The sequence below is a fragment of the Xanthomonas sp. 3058 genome, from assembly GCF_014199765.1.
GTDB lineage: Bacteria > Pseudomonadota > Gammaproteobacteria > Xanthomonadales > Xanthomonadaceae > Xanthomonas > Xanthomonas campestris_B.
Map to the genome: position 1 here is coordinate 69,345 of NZ_JACHOF010000001.1, position 16,128 is coordinate 85,472.

The 16,128-nt window shown below is 66.6% G+C and carries 18 protein-coding genes; 5 read left to right on the forward strand and 13 right to left on the reverse strand.

The genetic code is table 11. The features are described from left to right. The first annotated feature begins 89 nt into the window (after positions 1 to 89). The gene (locus GGR61_RS00345; RefSeq protein WP_184620084.1) at positions 90 to 653 is read left to right on the forward strand and encodes a DUF2939 domain-containing protein; all 564 of its coding nucleotides are present in this window, start codon (positions 90 to 92) and stop codon (positions 651 to 653) included. 83 nt (positions 654 to 736) lie between these two features. On the opposite strand, the gene GGR61_RS00350 is transcribed toward GGR61_RS00345, so the two are convergent. The 9 genes from GGR61_RS00350 to GGR61_RS00385 form a co-directional block, all read right to left on the reverse strand. Then, positions 737 to 1,480: a transferase gene (locus GGR61_RS00350; protein ID WP_184620085.1), complete on the reverse strand. Its 744-nt coding sequence runs from the start codon at positions 1,478 to 1,480 to the stop codon at positions 737 to 739. Beyond that, positions 1,477 to 2,442 carry a 5'-nucleotidase gene (locus tag GGR61_RS00355; protein WP_184406213.1) on the reverse strand — a complete coding sequence of 322 codons (966 nt, stop codon included), beginning with the start codon at positions 2,440 to 2,442 and terminating at the stop codon, positions 1,477 to 1,479. Before GGR61_RS00355 ends, GGR61_RS00350 begins: the two co-directional genes overlap by 4 nt. A gap of 174 nt (positions 2,443 to 2,616) precedes the next feature. Continuing rightward, positions 2,617 to 3,393, reverse strand: a complete 777-nt coding sequence (locus GGR61_RS00360; RefSeq protein WP_184406212.1) for an NAD kinase — start codon at positions 3,391 to 3,393, stop codon at positions 2,617 to 2,619. Between the two features lie 204 nt (positions 3,394 to 3,597). Then, entirely contained in the window at positions 3,598 to 5,733 is a 2,136-nt protein-coding gene (gene rlmKL, locus GGR61_RS00365) for a bifunctional 23S rRNA (guanine(2069)-N(7))-methyltransferase RlmK/23S rRNA (guanine(2445)-N(2))-methyltransferase RlmL (RefSeq protein ID WP_184620086.1), read from the reverse strand. Next, a complete protein-coding gene (locus GGR61_RS21330; protein WP_084217860.1) occupies positions 5,730 to 5,921 on the reverse strand; it encodes a hypothetical protein in 192 nt (63 codons plus the stop codon). The genes rlmKL and GGR61_RS21330 overlap by 4 nt, the downstream gene beginning before the upstream one ends. Beyond that, complete coding sequence (locus tag GGR61_RS00370) at positions 5,900 to 7,516, reverse strand: ATP-binding cassette domain-containing protein (protein ID WP_184620087.1); 1,617 nt, start codon at positions 7,514 to 7,516, stop codon at positions 5,900 to 5,902. The genes GGR61_RS21330 and GGR61_RS00370 overlap by 22 nt, the downstream gene beginning before the upstream one ends. Before the next feature lie 182 nt (positions 7,517 to 7,698). Next, complete coding sequence (locus GGR61_RS00375; protein ID WP_184620088.1) at positions 7,699 to 8,205, reverse strand: N-acetyltransferase; 507 nt, start codon at positions 8,203 to 8,205, stop codon at positions 7,699 to 7,701. Positions 8,206 to 8,245: 40 nt separating this feature from the next. Further along, on the reverse strand, positions 8,246 to 8,773 hold the full coding sequence (locus GGR61_RS00380; RefSeq protein ID WP_184620089.1) for a YqiA/YcfP family alpha/beta fold hydrolase: 528 nt from the start codon (positions 8,771 to 8,773) through the stop codon (positions 8,246 to 8,248). Further along, positions 8,770 to 9,261, reverse strand: a complete 492-nt coding sequence (locus GGR61_RS00385; protein WP_184406201.1) for an MOSC domain-containing protein — start codon at positions 9,259 to 9,261, stop codon at positions 8,770 to 8,772. The genes GGR61_RS00380 and GGR61_RS00385 overlap by 4 nt, the downstream gene beginning before the upstream one ends. Positions 9,262 to 9,284: 23 nt before the next feature. Here GGR61_RS00385 and GGR61_RS00390 point away from each other — a divergent pair, with 23 nt between their 5' ends. Further along, a complete protein-coding gene (locus GGR61_RS00390) occupies positions 9,285 to 9,860 on the forward strand; it encodes an N-acetylmuramoyl-L-alanine amidase (protein WP_184406199.1) in 576 nt (191 codons plus the stop codon). Between the two features lie 220 nt (positions 9,861 to 10,080). Here the strand turns inward: GGR61_RS00390 and GGR61_RS00395 are convergent, their stop codons facing one another. The 4 genes from GGR61_RS00395 to GGR61_RS00410 form a co-directional block, all read right to left on the reverse strand. Then, positions 10,081 to 11,037: a DUF1684 domain-containing protein gene (locus GGR61_RS00395; protein WP_184620090.1), complete on the reverse strand. Its 957-nt coding sequence runs from the start codon at positions 11,035 to 11,037 to the stop codon at positions 10,081 to 10,083. Between the two features lie 90 nt (positions 11,038 to 11,127). Then, positions 11,128 to 12,000, reverse strand: a complete 873-nt coding sequence (locus tag GGR61_RS00400) for a sulfurtransferase (protein WP_184620091.1) — start codon at positions 11,998 to 12,000, stop codon at positions 11,128 to 11,130. Beyond that, positions 11,997 to 12,794, reverse strand: a complete 798-nt coding sequence (locus tag GGR61_RS00405; protein ID WP_184406194.1) for a CoA pyrophosphatase — start codon at positions 12,792 to 12,794, stop codon at positions 11,997 to 11,999. Before GGR61_RS00405 ends, GGR61_RS00400 begins: the two co-directional genes overlap by 4 nt. Positions 12,795 to 12,907: 113 nt before the next feature. Beyond that, the gene (locus GGR61_RS00410; protein WP_184406192.1) at positions 12,908 to 13,606 is read right to left on the reverse strand and encodes an FKBP-type peptidyl-prolyl cis-trans isomerase N-terminal domain-containing protein; all 699 of its coding nucleotides are present in this window, start codon (positions 13,604 to 13,606) and stop codon (positions 12,908 to 12,910) included. 163 nt (positions 13,607 to 13,769) lie between these two features. On the opposite strand from GGR61_RS00410, the gene GGR61_RS00415 reads away from it, so the two are divergent. The 3 genes from GGR61_RS00415 to nth are packed head-to-tail and all read left to right on the forward strand — an operon-like array spanning position 13,770 to position 15,650. Further along, positions 13,770 to 14,552 (forward strand): enoyl-CoA hydratase-related protein, encoded by a 783-nt coding sequence (locus GGR61_RS00415; RefSeq protein ID WP_184620092.1) that lies wholly within the window; start codon positions 13,770 to 13,772, stop codon positions 14,550 to 14,552. A 10-nt stretch (positions 14,553 to 14,562) separates the two neighbouring features. Continuing rightward, positions 14,563 to 14,943 (forward strand): hypothetical protein, encoded by a 381-nt coding sequence (locus GGR61_RS00420; protein WP_184406189.1) that lies wholly within the window; start codon positions 14,563 to 14,565, stop codon positions 14,941 to 14,943. Further along, on the forward strand, positions 14,940 to 15,650 hold the full coding sequence (nth, locus tag GGR61_RS00425; protein WP_184406187.1) for an endonuclease III: 711 nt from the start codon (positions 14,940 to 14,942) through the stop codon (positions 15,648 to 15,650). The genes GGR61_RS00420 and nth overlap by 4 nt, the downstream gene beginning before the upstream one ends. The last annotated feature ends 478 nt before the right edge of the window (positions 15,651 to 16,128 follow it).

A 16,128-nucleotide genomic window follows, 5' to 3' on the forward strand; every position in this document is an offset into this window, starting at 1 on the left:
CCGTCAGTCAACGGCCGGTGGCGGTGTTTCGCTGCGCATTCGCAGCCATCGATATCGTCGCCGCCATCAACCGCACCGGAAGGGGAACCATGAAAAAGCGCTGGCTGCTACTGCCCTTACTGGCCGTGCTGTTAGTGGCCGGTTACGTGGTTGCCGGCCCGTACCTGGCCATTCGCGGGATCAGCCAAGCGATTGCCGATCGTGATGCCGGGCAACTGGAGCGCCACGTGGATTTCCCCAGTCTGCGGGTCAACCTCAAGGCGCAGCTGGACGATTACCTGATTCGCCAGGCCGGCAGCAGCCTGCAATCGAGCCTGTTCGGCGGATTCGCCTTGCAGCTTGCCAGCGGCATCAGCGGTGCGGGCGTGGACACCCTGGTCACGCCACTGGGCATCGGTGCGCTGCTGCAGGGCCATAGCGTCTGGAATCGCGTCAGCGGCGATACCGTCAATGCCGATACCTATGCAGCGCCATCGCCTGCGCGCCCGCTGCAGGCTGCCGAACAACGCTTCGAATCCAGCCGCCGCTTCACTGCCACAACGCACACTGCGACCGGCGCACCGGTGGTCTTCGTGCTGACCCGGCAAGGCCTGCGCTGGCGACTGACCGACATCCAGCTGCCGCTGGCAGATACCGCGCCGCCGACCCGGTAACAGCGAAACGCAGTGCCGCCGCGCATGTCGCGCAGCGCAGATCTCGCAACAAGACGCTGCCGGCAGCCGCCTGACATCCGGCCTCAGGCAAACCGCCAGGCCCGCTCCATCCATGCCGCCTGCAGCCGCGACATCGGCGCTCGCAACTGCCGGCGCGCCGACCATGGCAGCGTCGCCAGCACCTGCTCGGCCGTCTGCGGGGTGCGCTTGCCATTCCAGGCGTAAAGCACCTGATTGCGCGGATCCGCCTCGGCAAGCAACAGCACGTGGCCTTCGAAGAGCGCACGCAGCTGCGCCAGATGATCGGCCACCGGCACGGCGTAGAGATTCAGCGCCAGCACACCGCCCGGGGTGAGTGCAGCGCGGCAATCGGCGTAGAACTCGGGTGTGCGCAATGCCGGCGGAATGCCGTGCGCATCGTAGGCATCCAGCAACAACAGGTCGTAGCGGCCGACGCGGGAGCTGATCCACTGCGCACCGTCGCCGTGGGTGACCTCCAGCCGTGCATCGTCACGCGGCACGCCAAACGTATCGCGCAACGCCAGTACCTGCGCATCGGCGTCCACCGCCTCGGTGCGCGTGGTGCGCAGATAACGGTGGCAGAACGTGGCTTGCGCGCCGCCGCCGAAGCCGATGATGCCGATGCGCGCGGGCTGCGGCTGCAGCCACAGCGCGGCCAGCATGCTGCGGGTATACGGCAGCAGCAACCAATGCGGCGCCCAGCGCGCCATGCGCGTCTGCACGGTGTCATCGGCGAAAGACAGCTCCAGCGTGCGCCAGGTGGCGCGCACCGCGGCGGCCCCGGGCGTGCGCGGTGTATCGCTCATCTGCTCGGCGGGTCGTTGGCCACGCCATGTGGCACATGGCCGGCCGCCACGTGCTGGTGTTGCCGCGCGCTATCGATGTTGTGCTGCGAATCGTCAAAGAAGATATCCGCGCCAAACGCTTCCAGGAACGGCCCCTTGTGCCGCCCGCCGAGGAACAACGCCTCGTCCAGACGCACGCCCCACTCGCGCAGGGTACGGATCACCCGCTCGTGCGCCGGTGCCGAGCGCGCGGTGACCAGCGCGGTACGGATCGGCGACGCCTCGCCGGGCGGAAACGCCGACTGCAGCGCATGCAGCGCCGACAGGAAATTACGGAAGGGCCCGACCGATAACGGTTCGCGTGCGCGCTCGCGCTCATGGCGTCCAAACGCCTCCACGCCCTGCTCCCGCGAGATGCGCTCGCTCTCGTCGCCGAAGATCACCGCATCGCCGTCGAAGGCGATACGCAGCTGCGTGGACAAACGGCTTTCGTCGTTGTCCACGATCGCCGCCGCAGCCTCGGCACGCTCGCCCGGTGCGCGCGGCATGATGGTCGCCGCCGCGATGCCATGGGTGAGCGCTCGCCGCACCGACTCCGGATTGGCCGACAGAAACAGATCGGTACCGAACGGCTTCACATACGGCCAGGTCGGCTCGCCGGAGGTAAAGGTCGCGCGCACGATGCCCAGGTTGTAGTGCTGGATCGAATTGAAGATGCGCAAGCCTGTATCGGCAGAATTGCGCGACAGCAGAATCACCTCCACGCGCGGGGTGTCTTCGGGCACGTCATGGTTGAGCGCCAGCAGCTTGCGCACCACCGGAAAGGCCACGCCCGGCTCCAGGATGTCGTCCTCGTGCTCGCGCTGGAACGTCGAATACGCCTCCACGCCGTCGGCCTCGAACAGCGCATGGCCTTCTTCGAGATCGAACAGCGCACGCGAGGTCACCGCGACGGTCAGGAGCCTGGGGGAGTTGTCGGTCATTTGGGGGCCGGGATTCGGGAATCGGGAGTGGGGAATTGGTTGAAGCAGTAACCGGAAGTCGGGACTTAATCGCGCATCCGCGCAGCATCGTAGCGCGTGCGCGCGATTCTAAAGACTACGTGCCGTGCTGCTGCCGTTTCCAATCCCGAATGCCCAATGCCCAATCCCCGCCCCTCACACCGCGAACTGCTCGCTGAAAATGCGTTCTTCCAGATTGTGTTCGGGATCGAACAGCAGCGTCACCTGGCGCTGCGTGGATTCGCGGATGGTCACTTCGACCACGTCGCGGATCTCGTGCGAGTCGGCGGTGACGCTGACCGGGCGCTTGTACGGGTCCAACACGCGGAAACGCACCTCGGTATCGGCCTTGAGGATGGCGCCACGCCAGCGACGCGGGCGGTAAGGGGCGATCGGAGTCAGCGCCAGGGTATGCGAACCCAGCGGCAGGATCGGCCCATGTGCGGAATAGTTGTACGCGGTGCTGCCGGCCGGGGTGGCGACCATCACGCCGTCGCCGATCAGCTCGGCGATGCGGGTCTGGCCGTTGAGGTCCACGCTCAAATGCGCGGCTTGACGGGTCTGCCGCAACAGCGAGACCTCGTTATAGGCCAGCGAGCCTGCGCTGGTCCCGGACTCGGTCTGCACCAGCATTTCCAGCGGACGCAGGTAGGCGGGCTCGGCACGTTGCAGGCGCGCGAGCAGATTGTCTTCGTCGTCGCGGTAGTGGTTCATCAGGAACCCGACCGAGCCCAGCTTCATGCCGAACACCGGCTTGTCGGAAGCACCATGCCGATGCAGGGTCTGCAGCATGAAGCCATCTCCGCCCAGGGCGCACACGATGTCGGCAGTGTCCAGCGAATGGTCGCCGTAGCGCTGCACCAGACGTGCGCGCGCGGTCACTGCCGGTTCGGCAGGACTGGCAAGAAAGGCGATGCGAGGTGGTGCGTTCATCGTTGACTCCAATACATGCGAATCAGCATACCCCAGCCCTGTGCCGGGCTTGTTGGGGGCCGCCCCCTGCCCTCGTATACCTGTCCGCGCCTGCGCCTGCGCGATCAAGGGAGACCGACGAGCCGGCGTGCGGCAGCCAAGCGGCGCGGACACGACCGATAGCGCAACGCGCACCCCGGGCCGGCAGACGCGACCCGGGCGACCTTACGCCGTCAACCGCCACGCCCGATGAATCCGCGCATGCCGTTCGAAATCCGGATCGATGGTACGCGGGCTGATTTCCTCGCACTGCGCGAACTCGGCCACCAGCTCCTCGTCCAGCTTGAAGCGACGGAAGTTGTTGGAGAAATACAGCACCCCGCCCGGCGCCAGCCGCGCCACTGCCGCACGCAGCAGGCGCACGTGCTCGCGCTGGATGTCGAAGTCTTCGGCGCGCGCGGAATTGGAGAAGGTCGGCGGGTCGCAGAAGATCACGTCGAAATGCGCGCGCTCGGCTTCCAGCCAGGCCAGCGCATCGGCCTGCACCAGCTTGTGCTTGCTGCCGGCCTGCCCGTTCAAGGCCAGGTTGTCGGCGCACCACTGCAGATAGGTGCCGGACAGATCCACGCTGGTGGTGGAGCTGGCGCCGGCCACCGCCGCCTGCACGCTGGCCACGCCGGTGTAGCAGAACAGGTTGAGAAAGCGCCGCCCCCTGGATTGCGTGGCCATGGTGCCGCGCAACGGGCGATGGTCCAGAAACAGGCCGGTGTCCAGGTAATCGAACAGATTCACCCGCAGCAAGGCGCCGTGCTCGCGCACATTGATGACCTCATTGCGCTGCTCGAAGCGGCCGTACTTGCTGCCGCCCTTGCCACGCTCGCGCGATTTGAGCGCCACGCGCTCGCCCGGCACCTCGAACACCTCGCGCGCGGCGGCCAGCAGTTCGCCCAGACGACGGCGCACATCGGCTTCGGGAATCGTCGCCGGCGCGGCATATTCCTGCACATGCAGAAACACGCGGCGATCGCCATCGGCTTGCTGATAGACGTCGATGGCAGCGGAATATTCCGGCAGATCGGCGTCGTAGGCGCGGAAGCATTCGATGCCTTCGCGCGCGCGCCACTTCTTGAACTTCTGCAGATTCTTGCGCAAACGGTTTGCGACCATCTGCGCACCTTCGCTGAGCGCGGTCGGTGCGGCCAACGGGGTGCGCCGCGGCACCGCGATCGGGTCGCAGACGATCAACGCGCATTCGATCGCGCCGTTGAACAGCTGATACTTCTTGCCCGCGCGCAGCCCGGTGGCATAGGCCAGCTCGGCATTGCCGCACAGCAGGCTGGCCCGCCATTGCGGCACGGCGCGCTGCAAGGTGTCGCCCAGGCGGCGGTACAGCGCCGCGTCGGCCGCCAGACGCTCGTCGTAAGGCGGATTGCACACCACCACGCCGGTGGCCTGCGGCGGAGTCTGCAGATCGCCCACCTCACGCACGCCGAACCAGATCGCCTCGGCCACGCCGGCCACATGCGCGTTCTCCTTGGCCGCGCGGATCGCATGCGGATCCATGTCGCTGCCGTGGATCACCTGCTTGAGCGCGGCGCGGCCGAGACTGTCGCGCTCGCGCGCGTCGCTCACCAGCTGCTGCCAGCCCTCGCGGTCAAAGCCGCGCCAGCGGCTGGGGAGATCACTGCCATAGCGCTGCAGCCCGGGCGCGACGTCGGCGGCCATCAGCGCGCCTTCGATCAACAAGGTGCCGCTGCCGCACATCGGATCCAGCAGGCCACCGCCCTCGGCGTACGCGCGCGGCCAACCGGCGCGCAGCAACACCGCTGCGGCCAGGTTTTCCTTCAGCGGCGCTTCGTTCTGCGCCATGCGCCAGCCGCGCCGATGCAGCGGGCCACCGCCCAGATCCACCGAGATGGTGGCGCGGCCCTTGCGCAGCGACAGGTTCAGGCGCAGATCCGGGCTTTCCACATCCACCGACGGGCGCTCCAGGCCCTGCCGGCGCATGGTGTCGACCACGGCGTCCTTGATCCGCTGCGCCGCGTAACGCGCGTGCGTGATCGCAGTGCCGGAGACATGCGCATCCACCGACAGCGTGTGGCCGACGGACAGGTGCTCGTCCCACGGCAACGCGGACACGCCGGCATACAGCGCGTCCTCGTCCGGGCAATCGAACTCGCTCAACGGCCACAGCACGCGACTGGCCAGGCGCGACCACAGGACGGCGCGTTGCGCGTCACGCATGTCGCCCTCGACGTTGACGCCGGAGATGGTGGCGGTGGCCTTGCTGGCGCCGAGCGACAGCAGCTCGTCGGCAAGCAGGTATTCCAGGCCCTTGGCACAGGATGCGAAGAATTTCACGTAGGCAGGTATCGATGGAGACGCCGGCCGTCGTGGCGAGCGTGAGAGCAGGACGCTGGGCCGGCGCCGTGGAGGGCAATGCCGTGGCCGCTGCGGGCGGGGCGCAAATGGTCGGCCATCGGCGCCGGCTTTACCAGCCCGGCGGCCGCATCGCCCGCTGCGCGGTTCACCACGGTGCCAGCCGCCACTGCGCTTGCGCGGTATCCAGGCGCTGCCGCAGCCCCAGCCGCTGCAGGAACGCGGCATCGTGCGAAGCGACGATCAGTGCACCGGCATAGCTGCGCAGCAGCGCTTCGATCGCGTCCACCGAGGCCAGATCCAGGTGGTTGGTCGGCTCGTCCAGCAAGAGCAACTGCGCCGGCTGCGCCCGGTACAGCGCGCAGGCCAACGCCGCCTTGAGCCGCTGCCCGCCGCTGAGCTGGCCGGTGGGCAGGTCGGCGCGTGTCTGATCCAGTCCCAGCAACGCCAGGCGCAGCCGCTGTGCATGGGCCTGAGCGCCCGGGTCTGCATCCTGCAGGTGTGCAGCGGCCGAACGCGCCGGATCCAGCAACCCCACGTCCTGGTCCAGATACGCCACCGGGACATGCACCTCGCACCGCCCTGCGCTGGGCTGCAGGCGCCCGGCCAACAGCTGCAGCAACGCCGACTTCCCGCTGCCGTTGGGGCCGACCAGGCCAATCCGCAGCGGCCCATGCAACAACAGCTCCAGCCGTCGCCCGCCCAGTCGCCCGTTTGCAAGTTCCACCTGCTGCAGCGCCGCCAACCGCCGCGATGCGACGCCGGCTGGCGTTGCCGGCGCCAGCAACGCGATTGTCGAATCGATCTCCACCTGCGCTGCGGCCTGCACCACCGCCTCGCGCAGCCGCGCCTGTTCGGCCTGATGGTGCTGTTGCAGCCGGCCGGCGCTGACCTCGCTGCGCTGCTTCTGCCCGCCGAGCAGGATCGATGCCTGATTGGCCTGCCCGGCGGCACGTGCGCCCCGCGCCTGGCGTTGTTGTTGACGCCGATGCTGCTCGCGCAGCGCCTGCTCGCCGCGCGCGCGTGCGTGCTTGCGCTGGGCCAGCAGATCGCCGGCCGCCTGCTGTTCCAGCGCGCGCTGCTGCGCATAGAACGCGTAATTGCCGCCGTAGCTGCGGAGCCCGTGGGCAGACACTTCGACGATGCGCTGCATCGTGTCCAGCAACAGGCGATCGTGGCTGATCACCAGCAAGCCAGCGCTCCATGCCTGCAATTGATCCATCAGCCGCTGGCGTTGCGGGCCATCCAGGTGATTGCTGGGCTCGTCCAGAATCAACAGGTCCGGCTGGGTCACAAACGCGCCGGCCAGCGCCACGCGCATCGCTTCGCCGCCGCTGAGTTGCGCGGACGGTGCTCGCGGATCGCGCCCTCCCAACCCTTGCCGTTCGAGTTCTGCGGCGAAGTGTTCGTGTGCCGTCCAGCGCTCGCCGACCAGTTCGAAATCGTCTGGCGCAACGCTACCGGCGGCGATCCTGTCCAACGCATCCAGCAGCGGCGCAATCCCGGCCAAGTCGGCAATGCGCTGCCCCGGCGCAACGCTCACCCGCTGCGGCAGGTAATGCACGCTGCCGTTGCGCACGCAGCGCCCGGCGCTGGGCAGCAACTCGCCGGCCAGCAGGCGTCCCAGTACGCTCTTGCCCACGCCATTACGCCCGACCAGGCCAGTGGCGCGTTGGTCGATGTGGATACTCAAATCGGAAAATAGCGGGCTGCCATCGGGCAGCGCATACGCCACGCTTTGCAGCGTCAGCGACGGACAGGTCATCAGCGTCTCCATTGCATGCCAGCACACGCACCGATCCAACCGGATCAGCAGCGGGTCAGGCCGTCATCACGACGGCGGCATCAATGGCGCATTGGACCGATCCTCAGGCAGTTGCTGTGCGACCAGTCTAACCCTGCAGGTGCTGCGACAACACCCGCGCAGTGAACGGCCACCGGGTGCACTCAGCCCAAGCCGAATGCCGGGTGATAGGACACATCGGCGAGCGGCAGCAGGCGGTCGCCGAATGCCAGCGCCTGCAGCTCGGAGACGGGCACATCGGGCACTACCAGCCCCGGCTCCACCGCAAAGCCCAGCCGCTGGAAGAACGCCGGCTCGCCAAGCGCCAGACAACCGGCTGCGCCCCGCTCGCGCAAGCTGGCCAGTGCGGCCTGCACCAACCGCGTGCCCAGCCCTTGCCGTTGGTGTCCCGGCCCCACTGCCAGCGGCCCCAGCGCGTACCAACCGGGCGAATCGTCCGACAGCGACACCGGTGACACTGCCACATGGCCGACGACATAGCCGTCATGGTCGGCCACCAACGACAACGCCAGTGCGCCGTCGTCGCGCAAGGCGGCGATCACGTGCTGTTCGTCATGCCGGCTGTGCTCGGCGGGCATGAACGCGACCATCGTCAGGATCTCGATGGCGGCTGCATCGCCTTCGCTGGCTTCGCGGATCAGGACGTTCATCGGCAATCCTGCAGGCACCAGTCGATCGGGCGGCGGCGCATCACAGGCTCTGCAACAGTTCGGCGAACGCACGTGCAGAGGCATCCACATGCGCCGCGAGGCGATGATCGTCATCGACCAACAACAGGCGCGCACCACGCGGCTGCGCCCAGGCGATCACATCAACGGCAGGAATCAGTTCGTCGCGCCAGGCATGCACGATCGAAATCGGTATCTGCGCCGCATCCAGCGCCGGCAAGGGCCCCATCCGGGTTGGCGGCACCATCAGAAACAATCCGCGCGTGGGCACCTGCAGCGACACCTGCGCGGCGACATACGAGCCCAGGCTGGAACCGACCAACACCAGCGGGCCCCTGTCGGCGGCCGCACGCGCGATCTCCAGCAAGCGTTGCAGGCGGCCACGCACATCGCCGAGCGCACTCACCTCGCGGCGCGCATCCAGGTCGGTGTAATCCGGGCGCTCGTGCGTCCAGCCCAGCTGCTCGGCGACATTGGCCAAGGCAGTGACTTTCAGCGCGTCGGGACCGCTTTCGAACCCGTGCGACAGGATGCAGTGACCGCGACTCATAGCGCCTGCACCGTATCGCCAAGGCGCAGCACGCCGCCACGCAGGATACGGGCGCACAGCCCACCATGGCCGCGCATGGCGTTATAGCCACCGGCACCCAATGCATCTTCCATGCGCGAACACGGATCGCACGGATCGGTGCCTTCCAGCTCGACCTCGCCGATGCGAAAGCGCCGCCCTTTCAAGGCGATCAACGGAATGCCCGAGACCATCAGATTGCGCCGCAACATGGCGGCCGCAATCGTTGCGTGACCAGTCAGTGCCGCAATCACCGGCAGGTGCTCGGCCTGGATCAAGGTCACGCCGCGCTTGCCGCTGCCGCCCTTGTAGCGATCACCGACCAGGCCAATGCCGGTGGTGGCCTGCGCCGCGTCCACCTCGATCATGTCCACATCGCGCGCCGGGCGCACGCCGATCCAGGTCAGCTGACCGGTCTGCGGGAGCGTTGCCATCAATTTGCCCAATGGGCTGTCGGGATTCAAAGCCATCGTCGAATGCTAGCATTCGTCCCATGTCCGATGCCGTCCTGCCGTCTCCGCCGATCACCTACGCACCGTTGTCCTACGAATCGCGGCTGGCGCGCCGCGCGCTCACCCAGATCGACATGGTGGTCATCCATTGCACCGAGTTGCCGGACATGGCGATGGCGCGCGAATACGGCGAGCGCGTGCTGTACGACAGCGGCACTGGCAACAGCGGGCATTACTACATCGATCGCAACGGCAGCATCCAGCAATACGTCGCCCTGGAGCGCGTCGCCCACCACGTGCGCGGCCACAACCCGCATACGCTGGGCATCGAACTGGTCAACAGCGGCCGTTATCCGCATTGGCTGGATTCGCGCCACCAGACGATGACCGAGCCGTATCCGCCGGCGCAGATCGCCGCACTGATCACGCTGCTGCAATGGCTGCAACAACAGCTGCCGTCGGTGCGCCGGATTGCCGGGCACCAGGCCCTGGACACCACCCAGGAAGCGGCCAGCGACGATCCGTCGCGCAAGATCCAACGCAAGCTCGACCCCGGCCCGCTGTTCCCGTGGCCGCAGATCGAAGCTGCGGTGAGTTGGTCGCATACGCCGCGCTGAGCGCGTTACCTGACGCGTGCGCGTGGTGTCGGTGCGGCAAGCCGCCGCCTGTCGACGCAAGCTGGCGATGCGGTCAGCAAGCCCTGCAACGCTCCCCCGCCCTGCACAGCGAGTGTCTCGCCGACATGCGGCCTTCAAGCAGCCCTGCGCACTCGTGTTGGCCGCGCTTGCATGCCGCAATCAACGCGCATCACAGAGGTCGGGGTCACTCGCATCGCGCTCAGCGCTCCGCTGCGCGATACGTCATCTCGCCTGCATTCACCGCCACATCCAGCCGGTTTTCTGGTGGGGCGATCGGGCAAACCACATGCTGCGTCAGCGCGCAGGGAGGGTTTTCTGCCAGATTGAAATCGAGCGTGACGCGGCCATCGCGTGGCAGCGGCGTGTAGAGATAGCGTGCGCCGCCATAACTCTCCTTGCCACTGGTGCGATCGGCAAACAGGAAAAACAGCCCTTTCCCGTCCTCGCGCAACAGCGGCTGCAACCGATATTGCTGGCCATTGCGCGAAAACACCGCTTCGCCGAGCAGCTCTACCGTCAGCGGTGTACCGATCGAGGTCAGCAAGATCGTCGTACGCGGTGTGGCATAGGGCTGCCACTGCGCCTGGATACGCCAACGCGGGTCGGTCGGGAAATATTCCAGACCATCGAACTGCTTCAGCGCCGCCGCCGTCGGGTCGCGGAACCGCCAGCCGAACAGGCTGCCGGTCTGCACCACATAGAACTCCCGGCCGTCGATATCCAGGCGATCGCCGCGCTGCCCTGCCCGTTCCGAATCCAGGGTGACCTGGTCGACGCGCCGGCCATTCAAGGTAACCACTGCACCGGCGGCGGCCTTGAAGTAGACGTAGCCGTGGTTGTCCAGGCTCAGCCTCCCCAACTGCGCAGGACCGGCCGGCAACACGATATCGCTGTGCGGATCGCTGCCCACGCGATACTGGCCCGCACGCACGCGACCGGAGCCGGTGTAGCTCAGCCAGCCGTCGGGCGCGCGCAACTGCTTCAACCGCTGTGCACGCGTGTGCGCCAGCTCGAGCTGGTACGCCACCCCGGACCCATCGCCTTTTCGATGATCGGCAACCCGCGCATCGCTGGCGCCAGTCGTCGACCCTGCCGAACACGCAGTCATCAACGACGCCGCGACGCATAACGCGCCAACTTGCAACTGCAACCGCATGCATTCACCCAGCACTGCGAGAAACTGCGCTCCGCGCAGCGAGTCTGCGTCCCCCACAGACCACCGTTCCTGCGGCTATTGTGCCTGCAATCAGGTCGTGGTCGCGACCGGTCGCGACCGATCCTGCAACCAACCACTCCAGGAACCGGCGTAAACACGCGCACCCGACAACCCGGCAACTTCCAGCGCCAGCAGCAGATGGCAGGCGGTCACGCCGGATCCGCACATCACCACCACCTGCTCGGGCCGATACGCACCCAGCAGCGCAGACAGCTCAGTACGCAATTCGTCGGCCGGTTTGAAACGCCCATCGCGCAGGCTCAGACCCAGCGGGCGACTCAGCGCACCCGGCACATGCCCGGCCACCGGATCGATCGGCTCCACCTCCCCGCGAAAGCGCTCGCCCGCGCGCGCATCCAGCAACCAGCCCGGCGCCTGATCCAACCGCGCCAGGATCTGCTCGGCCTCGACCACGGCGTCGTGATCGAAACTGCCCGGATAGGCCGGACCGTCGCTCAGCTCCGAATGCTCGGTGGTTTCCGGCAATCCGGCAGCGCGCCAGGCGGAAAACCCGCCATCGAGCACCGCCACACGGCGATGCCCCATCAGTCGCAACATCCACCATGCCCGCGCGGCGGCCATGCTGCCGTCGCCGGCGTCGTAAACCACCACCTGGCTGTCAGGATCGATGCCCCACGCGCCCAGACGCTTGGCGAAGGCAGCGCTCTGCGGCAGCGGATGGCGCCCTTGCGCAGGCCGCGACAGATCGGCCAGATCGGTATCGAGATCGGCGTACTGCGCGCCTGGCAGATGCCCCTGCGCGTATGCCTTGCGTGCGGCGTCCGGGTCCGGCGCGGTCGGCGGCGCTGCGCGCGCGTCCAGCAAGCGCAGTTGCGGATGCTGCAGGGCGGCCGCCAGCGTGGTGCTGTCGACCAGCGTGGTCCAGTTGAGCTCAGTCCTCATGCAACCTGCTCCAGGCGACGACGAAGATTCAGAAGGATGGCCGCAGTGGCGCCCCAGATGCGCTGCCCGGGCCAGTCGTATTCCAACACCTGGCGCGGCCGACCGCGAAACTCCAGCGCCACGCTGCGTAGATTATCCGGGTCCATCAGGTAGGCCAACGGCACCTCGAACACCTCGGCCACTTCGTCAGGCTGCGGTACCGGCACGAATGCCGGGTCGATCACCGCAACCACCGGCGTCACGCGAAAACCGCTCACGGTCAGAAACGGATCCAGATAGCCCAGCGCATGCACCTGATCGGCGCCAAGCGCGATCTCTTCGCAACTCTCACGCAAGGCGGCGGCGGCCACATCCGCATCCGACGGCTCGATCCGCCCACCCGGAAAGCTGACCTGTCCGGCGTGGTGGCGCAGGCTGTCGGTACGCCGCGTCAACAGCACCATGGTGCCCTGCGCGCGCGGCACCAGACCGCACAGCACAGCGGCCTCGGCGGACGCACCCGCCTCGGTCAGATCGATCAATTCGGCATGATTCCAGCCCGGGCCGGCAGGCGCGGTCTCCAGCGGATACAACGCCCGCCGCAGTTGCGCAGACTCGGGCAAGCGCGCAGCCAGGGCGCGTGCAGGCAGCACCGTGTGCAGATACCGCTGGCGTTCGGCGTCGCTCATGCTCATCCAACGTGCAATTTCATCAAGACTGCGCAAGCAGCCGACGCAGTGCGACTGCGCGTCCAACGAACATACACCGATACACGGGCTGGGCAGACTGCTGGGATCGGAATCGGTGCCTGTCATCGCTCGCTCCTGCCACCGCTGCGTCGCGCACCGGTCCATGTCATCGGCCACCGATGCGATAAACGACAACGCCGGCCTGGTGGCCGGCGTTGTCAACGCACCATCAAACGCAATTACTTGACGCTGACCAGCTTGATCTCGAACTGCACAGCCACGTTCGGCGGGAACGGCGTCCGCGGATCGGCACCGTATGCCTTTTCCGGCGGCAGGGTCACTTCCCACTTCGAACCGGCCGGCATCTGCAGCAGCGTGTCGCGCATGGCCTGCATTTCGACTTCGCTGACCTTGATGGCCGGGATCTGCTGGGCCGGACGTGCCTTCTCGCGGTCGCCGAACGGGAACGGACCGGCCACTTCCAGCTGCACGGTGCTGGCCTGGGTCGGCTTGGCGCCCTTGCCTGCCTCGATCACGCGGTACTGCACGCCGCTCGGCAGCGTCTGCACGCCAGCGGTGCCCTTGTTCTTGGCCAGGAACTGGTCGCTCTTGGTCTTGTTGGCGGCAGCGGCCTTTTCGTACTCGGCCTTGGCTTGCTGGGCACGGCCCTGCTCACGCTTCTGGAACGCTTCGACGGCCGGCTTCAGCTGGTCGGCGGTGATTGCCGGCTGCTTCTTGGCATAGGCGTCCTGCAACCCCTTTACCACCGAGTTGATGTCGAGCTGCTCGCCGCGACCGGTGAGCTCGGCAAGGTTGTTGCCGTAGTCATAACCGAAGTAGTAGCTCAACTTGCCCTTCTCGGACGTCGTGTCCTGGGCCAGTGCATTGCCCGTCAGGGCCAGGGCCGCCACAGCGACCGCGATAGAACGCAACTTCATCAAACAATTCTCCAGGGTGGTGGCACAGGACGGGTCTGCCGCCTGAGATGACGCGCTAGGATAGCGGCCGCGATACCGAACCGCTACTTATCACGAAAGCTATGACCAGCAAGGCTTTCGGAAGTTCCGCATTTACTAATTTTTTACGTTCGCAAGGATTTCCATGTCCAATCACGTCATTCTGATCGCCGACCACGCCAGTGTACGGACGATCACGGTCAATCGACCGGACAAACTGAACGCCTTGAACCAGGAAACGCTGCGGGCACTGGACCAGGCGTTCCTGGACGCCGCAGGCGCGGACAACGTACGCGCGGTGATTCTCACCGGCGCCGGTCCCAAGGCGTTTGTCGCAGGCGCCGATATCGCTGAAATGTGCGATCTGTCGGCGATGCGGGGACGCGAGTTCTCGCTGCTCGGCCAGCACCTGATGCGCCGCATCGAACGGATGCCCAAGCCGGTGATCGCGATGGTGAATGGATTTGCGCTCGGCGGCGGGCTGGAGCTGGCCATGGCCTGCCATCTGCGCATCGCCGCATCCACCGCACGCCTGGGACAGCCGGAAATCAATCTCGGCCTGATCCCCGGCTTCGGCGGCACGCAACGGCTGTTGCGCCTGACCGGGCGGGCGGCGGCGCTGGAGCTGTGCCTGCTCGGCCTGCCGATCGATGCGGCGCGCGCATTGCAGTTGGGTCTGGTCAACCGCGTGGTGGAGCCGGAGGCGTTGCAGGAAGAAACGCTGGCGTTGGCACAGCGCCTGGCCAATGCCGCACCGTTGGCCCTGCGCGGCATTCTGGATGCGGTGGTGTTCGGTGGCGAATGCGCCATCGAAGAAGGCCTGCAGCTGGAAACCGCGCAATTCGCGTTGCTGTTCGCAAGCGACGACATGCGCGAAGGCACCCGCGCGTTTCTCGACAAGCGCCCCGCGCATTTCCGCAATCGCTGATTCATCGACCATGACGTTCGACCCCACACCGGCAACGCGTCCGCTACCGCTGCAATTAGTCGACTGCGTGCAAGCCGACGATCTCGATCGCGCGCTGACACTCGGTTTGATGGAGTACCAGCCCGATCCACGCGACGACCTGCTGGACCCGGCGTGCCCGCATGTGCGCGCGATCGTGATGGCCGCACAGCACCGCCTGCGCGATGCCTGGGCGGCACGTGAACGCTACCGCGCACGCGCCGCACGTCTGCAACGTCGCGCCGCCGAACGCGATGCACGCCGAGCACCTGCACCCGTCCCAAGCCAACCGGCAACACCGGCGTTGCCGCCGCTGGCCGCCGCGATCCTGGCCCGCGCCAAGGCCAAGGCTGCCGGTGGAGCGCAGCCATGAACGAGGCACGTCCCGCTGCGCCGAGACGGCGCGGCAGCAATATGCGCAAAACCGACGTCCAGGAAATGTTCGAGCGCCTGCGCGAACTCAATCCGCACCCGACCACCGAGCTGGAATACACCACGCCGTTCGAGCTGTTGATCGCCGTGCTGCTATCGGCGCAGGCCACCGACGTCGGCGTCAACAAGGCCACCCGCAAGCTGTATCCGGTGGCCAACACGCCAGGCGCTATTCTGGAGCTTGGCGAAGAAGGCCTGAAGCGCTACATCGCCACCATCGGCCTGTTCAACGCCAAGGCAAAGAACGTCATCGCCACCTGCAAGATCTTGCTGGAGCAACATGGTGGCGAGGTGCCGCGCGATCGCGCGGCACTGGAGGCGCTACCGGGCGTCGGTCGCAAGACCGCGAACGTGGTGCTCAACACCGCGTACGGCGAGCCCACCATGGCGGTGGACACGCATATCTTCCGCGTCGCTAACCGCACCGGTCTTGCGCCGGGCAAGGACGTGCGCGCGGTCGAGGACACGCTGGTCAAGGTCATTCCTGCGGACTTTCTGCATGACGCACATCACTGGCTGATTCTGCATGGCCGCTACGTCTGCAAGGCACGCAAACCCGATTGCCCAGGCTGCGTGATCCACGATCTATGCCGCTACCGCGACAAGACCCCGGCGCCAGCCGAACGGCCGACAATTCCCAAAAGCTGACGCAATCTGAATCAACATGGCTGACACGCCTTAGAGCGGCTAACAAAACGACTTCGCGTCAGCCTACTGCAGGCCGGCTATCTGCGGCCTGGCTGCAGGGCCCTTGCCCGCCCAGCGTCGCGGGACACGCTGCAAGTACGTCCTTGTAGCTCTTACGCGGCATCCATGCCGCGTAAGGTCCCACGACGCTGGACGGGCAAGGACCAGTCGAGATGGTCGGCATGCATGGGTTTAAACCAAGCAACCAGCGGAGTCTCTGGTGCGGTGTCCTCACCGCTGGCGGGACCGTGTGGCGGCATGGATGCCGCCACCGAGCCTCCAGGGACGGGTTCACGGCGTGTCCCGCCAGCGGTGAGGGCACCGCGCATTCGACCCACTCCGTGTTTGATCTGGACTTCTGACTGCATCCACCAAGATACGACCGACAAAACCACTGCACTCACTGACAGGCGCTCGCTCGCCAGGTTTTGTTAGCTGC

What these genes read in the sequence shown, in the direction of transcription:
- GGR61_RS00360 (WP_184406212.1), bottom strand. Translation starts at nt 3,393, where the DNA reads ATGAACGCACCACCTCGCATCGCCTTTCTTGCCAGTCCTGCCGAACCG.
- GGR61_RS00410 (WP_184406192.1), bottom strand. Translation starts at nt 13,606, where the DNA reads ATGAAGTTGCGTTCTATCGCGGTCGCTGTGGCGGCCCTGGCCCTGACG.
- GGR61_RS00390 (WP_184406199.1), top strand. Translation starts at nt 9,285, where the DNA reads ATGTCCGATGCCGTCCTGCCGTCTCCGCCGATCACCTACGCACCGTTG.
- GGR61_RS00405 (WP_184406194.1), bottom strand. Translation starts at nt 12,794, where the DNA reads ATGACAGGCACCGATTCCGATCCCAGCAGTCTGCCCAGCCCGTGTATC.
- GGR61_RS00345 (WP_184620084.1), top strand. Translation starts at nt 90, where the DNA reads ATGAAAAAGCGCTGGCTGCTACTGCCCTTACTGGCCGTGCTGTTAGTG.
- GGR61_RS00420 (WP_184406189.1), top strand. Translation starts at nt 14,563, where the DNA reads ATGACGTTCGACCCCACACCGGCAACGCGTCCGCTACCGCTGCAATTA.
- GGR61_RS00375 (WP_184620088.1), bottom strand. Translation starts at nt 8,205, where the DNA reads ATGAACGTCCTGATCCGCGAAGCCAGCGAAGGCGATGCAGCCGCCATC.
- GGR61_RS00415 (WP_184620092.1), top strand. Translation starts at nt 13,770, where the DNA reads ATGTCCAATCACGTCATTCTGATCGCCGACCACGCCAGTGTACGGACG.
- GGR61_RS00355 (WP_184406213.1), bottom strand. Translation starts at nt 2,442, where the DNA reads ATGACCGACAACTCCCCCAGGCTCCTGACCGTCGCGGTGACCTCGCGT.
- nth (WP_184406187.1), top strand. Translation starts at nt 14,940, where the DNA reads ATGAACGAGGCACGTCCCGCTGCGCCGAGACGGCGCGGCAGCAATATG.
- GGR61_RS00395 (WP_184620090.1), bottom strand. Translation starts at nt 11,037, where the DNA reads ATGCGGTTGCAGTTGCAAGTTGGCGCGTTATGCGTCGCGGCGTCGTTG.
- GGR61_RS00385 (WP_184406201.1), bottom strand. Translation starts at nt 9,261, where the DNA reads ATGGCTTTGAATCCCGACAGCCCATTGGGCAAATTGATGGCAACGCTC.
- GGR61_RS00370 (WP_184620087.1), bottom strand. Translation starts at nt 7,516, where the DNA reads ATGACCTGTCCGTCGCTGACGCTGCAAAGCGTGGCGTATGCGCTGCCC.
- GGR61_RS00350 (WP_184620085.1), bottom strand. Translation starts at nt 1,480, where the DNA reads ATGAGCGATACACCGCGCACGCCCGGGGCCGCCGCGGTGCGCGCCACC.
- GGR61_RS00400 (WP_184620091.1), bottom strand. Translation starts at nt 12,000, where the DNA reads ATGAGGACTGAGCTCAACTGGACCACGCTGGTCGACAGCACCACGCTG.
- GGR61_RS00380 (WP_184620089.1), bottom strand. Translation starts at nt 8,773, where the DNA reads ATGAGTCGCGGTCACTGCATCCTGTCGCACGGGTTCGAAAGCGGTCCC.